This window comes from Methanobrevibacter sp. (assembly GCF_017447225.1).
Taxonomy (GTDB): Archaea; Methanobacteriota; Methanobacteria; order Methanobacteriales; family Methanobacteriaceae; genus Methanocatella.
The window spans coordinates 1-5,630 of the sequence record NZ_JAFSNZ010000069.1 but is presented as its reverse complement, the minus strand read 5'-3'; the positions used below and the strand labels follow the sequence as shown (position 1 = coordinate 5,630).

The 5,630-nt window shown below is 32.5% G+C and carries 2 protein-coding genes; both read left to right on the top strand.

Annotation, left to right across the window (positions count from 1 at the left end):
* On the top strand, window positions 1–5,074 hold a 5,074-nt coding region (locus IJQ68_RS06685; RefSeq protein WP_292798484.1), incomplete at its 5' end, for an Ig-like domain repeat protein.
* Between the two features lie 370 nt (window positions 5,075–5,444).
* A partial coding sequence (locus IJQ68_RS06680) for a hypothetical protein (protein WP_292798482.1) occupies window positions 5,445–5,630 on the top strand: 186 nt, incomplete at its 3' end.

Genomic DNA, 5,630 nt, shown 5'->3' with positions numbered 1-5,630 from the left:
CGCAAATGCCACTAAAGGTACTTATGACGGATCCACCACATGGAATATCGGTTATTTGGATGGCGATGAATCTGTTACATTGACTATTGTTGCTCAAGTAATTTCAAACGGTACAATTTCAAATGTTGTCGTTGTATATGGGTACGATAATGATACTAACATGTCCAACAACAATGATTCCATTAAAAACATTACTGCTCTTCCAATCGTTGATTTACAAATCACTAAAGATGTGGATGTTGAGGGCAGATATGTAAATGTATCTGATGAAATTCAATTTACTATTGCTGTTAGGAACAATGGTCCTTGTGAGGCCACTAATGTAACTGTCAATGAGGTGTTAAGCCCTCTTCTTAACATGACTTCATATTCCACTTGGATAGGCGACTATAATGTAACTACTGGTGTATGGTATATAGGTAATTTACCTAGCCAATCTACGGTATTTTTAGTTATTAAAGCTCAAGTCCTTACAAATGGTACAATATCTAACACAGTCACTGTAACATCAAATGAAAATGATACAAATAAATCAAACAATAATGATTCAATTGATAATATTACTGCTTTGCCTATTGTCGATCTAGCTATTACTAAAGTATCCAGTACTGAGGGTCCTGTCAATGTGACAGACATAATTGAATTCACAATCACTGTTACGAACAACGGTCCTTGTAATGCTACTCAGGTTAAAGTTAATGAAACTTTGGATTCTGCTTTGAGATTGATTTCATTCAATGCTAGCAATGGCACTATTTATGAAGGAAATATTTGGACAATTGGCAATTTGAATGTCGGAGATACAAAAACATTAATTATTGTTGCTAGAGTTGATTATTCTGGTTTTATTAAAAATGAAGTTGTTGTAACAAGTTTTGAAAATGATACGGATTTATCAAACAATAAGGCGAATATCTCTGAGATAATCTCACTTGCACATGTGGATTTGACTATTACAAAAGAATCTAATGTTTCAGGTACAGTAAATGTAACCGATTATATTAAATTTACAATTAATGTCACGAATAACGGTCCGTCTAATGCCAGCGGAGTATATGTTTTAGAAAGTTTGGATCCTCACTTACATATGGTCTCTTATGATGTCACTAACGGTACTTATGATAATTATACTTGGGTTATCGGATATTTAAACAACAATGAAACTGCTACACTGACCATTATTGCTCAAATTATTTCAAACGGAACCATTGCTAATGTGGTTGCTGTAAACAGTTTTGATAATGATACCAATAAATTTAACAATAATGCTTCAATAGAAAATATCACTGCTTTGCCGATTGTAGATTTGGAAATCACTAAAAATGTTGATGTCGAAAGCAGATTCGTTAATGTTTCTGATATAATACAATTTACTATTACCGTTACAAACAATGGTCCTTGTGATGCTACAAATGTAACAGTATCTGAAGTTTTAAGTCCTTATCTTAAAATGACGGCCAATTTAACATGGATAGGTTATTATAATGTAACTGAAGGTATTTGGTATATTGGAAACCTGGCTAATCACACTTCTGTAGATTTGATTATTCAAGCGCAGGTAATTTCAAATGGAACTATTTCAAATGTTGTAGTTGTAAGCAGTCATGAAAATGATACTAACAAATCCAACAATAATGCTTCAATTGATAACATTACTGCTTTACCTATCGTTGATTTGGGAATTACCAAAATATCTAATATTACAAGGGGTGTTGTTAATGTAACTGATTTCGTTGAGTATACAATTACCGTTGTAAATCATGGACCGTCCAATGCTACAAATGTTAATGTGTCTGAAATTTTAAGTTCTAGTCTTAAATTAATTAAAAACGAAACTAAAGTGGGTTATTACAATTATACCGGAGGATATTGGTATATTGGAAACTTGGGTGTTAATTCAACTGCTGTTTTAACTATTGTAGTTCAAACTATTGTAAATGGTACAATTGACAATGTGGTTGTTGTAAGTTCATATGAGAATGACACTAATATGTATAACAATTGGGGCGAAGCTCTTATTGAAGCAAAACCTCTTGTTGATTTAAGCATTAATAAAACATCAAATGTTACTGGTGAAATGGATGTCACTGGTGAAGTCGAATTCACTATTTTGGTTCACAATGCCGGTCCGTCTAATGCGACTGGTGTCTATGTCAGTGAAATATTAAGTCCTTATCTTAAATTAATTTCATGTAATGCGAGTGTTGGAAGTTATGATGGATTTACATGGACTATAGGTGATTTAGCTAATGGATCAACTGTGAAATTAGTTATTGTTGCTCAGGCTGTTTATTCTGGATTAATTGAAAATGAAGTTGTTGTTAACAGTTTTGAAACTGATACTAATGAATCTAATAATAGAGATGATATTGATCCTATTAATGCTACTGCACATGCTGATTTGGAAATTACCAAAAAATCCAATGTCACAGGCACTATTAATGTATTGGACTTCGTTGAATTCAATATTACTGTGAAAAATAATGGTCCATGCAATGCAAGCGGAGTATATGTTTTAGAAAGTTTAGATCCTCATCTCAGGTTAGTCTCTTATAATGCAAGTGTTGGAAAGTATGATAACTTTACTTGGAACGTTGGATTTTTAGATAATGGTAAAACTGCCACATTAATTATTGTTGCTCAAGTTATTTCAAATGGTACAATTGCTAATGTGGTCACGGTAAACAGTTTCGATAATGATACTAACAAATCCAACAATAATGCTTCAATCGAAAATATCACTGCATTGCCTGTCGTTGATTTACAAATCACTAAAACTGTTGATGTGGAAAGCAAATATGTTAATATTTATGATTTCATTCAATTCACAATCACTGTTAAAAACAATGGTCCTTGTGATGCTACAAATGTGACAGTATCAGAAGTTCTAAGTCCGTACCTTAATATGACTGCTTATCTTATTTATGGCGGTAATTATAATGTAACCAGTGGAATTTGGTACATCGGCAATTTGGCTAACCAATCATCCGCACAGTTAATTATCAGGGCTCAAGTAATTTCAAATGGAACTATTTCAAATGCTGTTGTTGTAAACGGCAATGAAAATGATACCAATAAATCCAACAATAATGATTCAATTGATAATATCACAGCTTTGCCTGTCGTTAATTTGGAAATTACCAAAAAGGTTAATGTAACTTTAGTAAATGTATATGATTTGATTGAATATACCATAACTGTTGTAAATAACGGTCCAAGCAATGCTACTGATGTTGCTGTTAGTGATATTCTCTCAGATTATCTTGAATTTGTCACATATGAAAGTTCTCTTGGTACATATGACGCTTCAACAGGAATGTGGAGTATTAAAAAACTTCAAAATGGATCAAAAGCAACATTATTGATAACAGTTAAAGCAATTTCAAACGGAACAGTTGAAAATGTGGCATTCGTAAATTGCAGTGAGAACACAACTGTTAAAAACGCAACATCTGAAAATGTCACTGTCCTTCCGATTGTGGATGTTAAAGTCAATAAAACCGTAAGTGTAACACAGGCAAATGTTGGTGATGATTTGACCTATGTGATTACAGTGCATAATAATGGACCATGCGATGCAACAGATGTAAATGTTACCGAAAACCTATCAAATTCTGTAACCTTGGTTCAATATAATGCATCACAGGGTATTTACGATGCTAGCAGAAACATTTGGTATATAGGAAAACTCACAAATAGATCAACTCAGACATTAACATTGACTGTCAGAATTATCAAAAGTGGAATCATAGAAAATTCTGTTGTTGTCGAGTCAAATGAAAATGATACTAACATAACTAATAATAAGTACACCAGTGACAATGTGACTGCTGAAAGAGTTGACACTCCAATCGATTTATACACATACAATATCACATACAGTGATGTCGAGAACTTAATAACTGTCTTGCCTGAAGATGCGACAGGAACTGTAAACATTACTGTTGGAGGTAGAGTCTATGACAATGTTCCTATTGTGAATGGAATTGTAGAACTTCCGGTAGATGACCTGGCCGCAGGAAATTACAATGTAACTGTCGTTTATGGTGGAGATGACAAATACTTGCAGAATTCAACAGCAGGCATATTTAATGTTGCAAAATTAATTCCGATAATTACAATTGAAGTTGAGGACATTTGGGTTGGCGAAGTTGAAATATTAAATGTAACTGTAAATGCTCCGGGAGTTGTATTTGTCACTGTCAATGGGGTAACTGTTGAAATTCCGCTTGAAAATGGTGTAATAACAACAGGTCTTTTGGCCGCATCCAGCAAAATAGACTATAAAGGAAATGCGACATGGAATATCTGGGGATTGCCTGTCGGCCCATATCCTGCATTTGCACTATATCCTGGAAATGAAAATTACACAAGTGTAAATACAAGCAGTCTATTCCATGTAAGGGATTTACCTTCAACTGTCGTTGTCACTGCAGATGATATCTATGTGGGTGAGGATGCAATAATTAATATTGTTGTCGGACCGAATGGTGTCAGCGGAAACGTGACTGTCACTGTTGACGGTAAAAATTATACTGTCAGAATAGATGATGAAGGAAAAGCTACTTTAATCGTGCCTGATTTAAAAGCTGGTCAAAAAGATGTTCATGTTTACTATAATGGAACTGAAAAATATCTTCCAAGCGAAAATTCAACATCATTCAACGTGTTAAAACTCACACCTCCAGTAAACATTGACGCACCTGAAATTTACATTGGCGAAGATGGAGTTATAACAGTAACTGTTCCAAATGATGCAACAGGTACAATAACGATTGAAATTGAAGGTGAACGTTACGCTGCTGAAATTAAAGACGGTAAAGCAATATTTATTGTTCCTGGATTACAGCTCGGAGTTCATGATATTAAAGTACACTACTCTGGTGACGATAAATACTTGCCGGCAAATGCGACTGGTGCAATTAAAGTTAATCCAAAACATAATCAGACAGATATCCCTGAACATCATGATGGAATTATATTATCTGATTATCCAACAGGTAATCCATTATTCGTATTGTTGCTGGTTATTTTAGCAATAGGATCAGTTCAGTTAAGAAAATTCAAAAAGTAATCGTAGAAAGTTCTCCAAAATTAAATTTTTATGGAGAACTTTAATAATATATTTTACAATATATTTTATGAAACTGCTTTAAATTAATTAATCATGAATTCAGGTTATTTTCATTTCACTAATAGAGTTATTATATATTTTTTTATACTTCGCTTCGATTTTCTTATTTTTTTAATTATTTCATAGTCTTTAAATTTAGAACATTTGTTTTGTTTAAAAATTATATTGTATAATGTCTATTCAAATACAAATCTATTATTTTATTTTATTATTTTTAATTTTTTAATTATAATTTTACATGATTGTTTAACTATAATATAGTACTCGACACTGAAAATTATAAATGCTATTGATTATAAATATTATAATCATGTCTAATCAAACATTAATTGAAGAATATCCTGGGATTATTTCCGAGATTCAAACGGAAATCAAAAAGTTAGAGAATGATACACGAGTTTTAAATAAATTATATGTAATTTTAGACGTTTTACATGATGAACCAATAAACGACATCATTAATAAACATGGAATTAGTCAAGGAACAGCATATAAT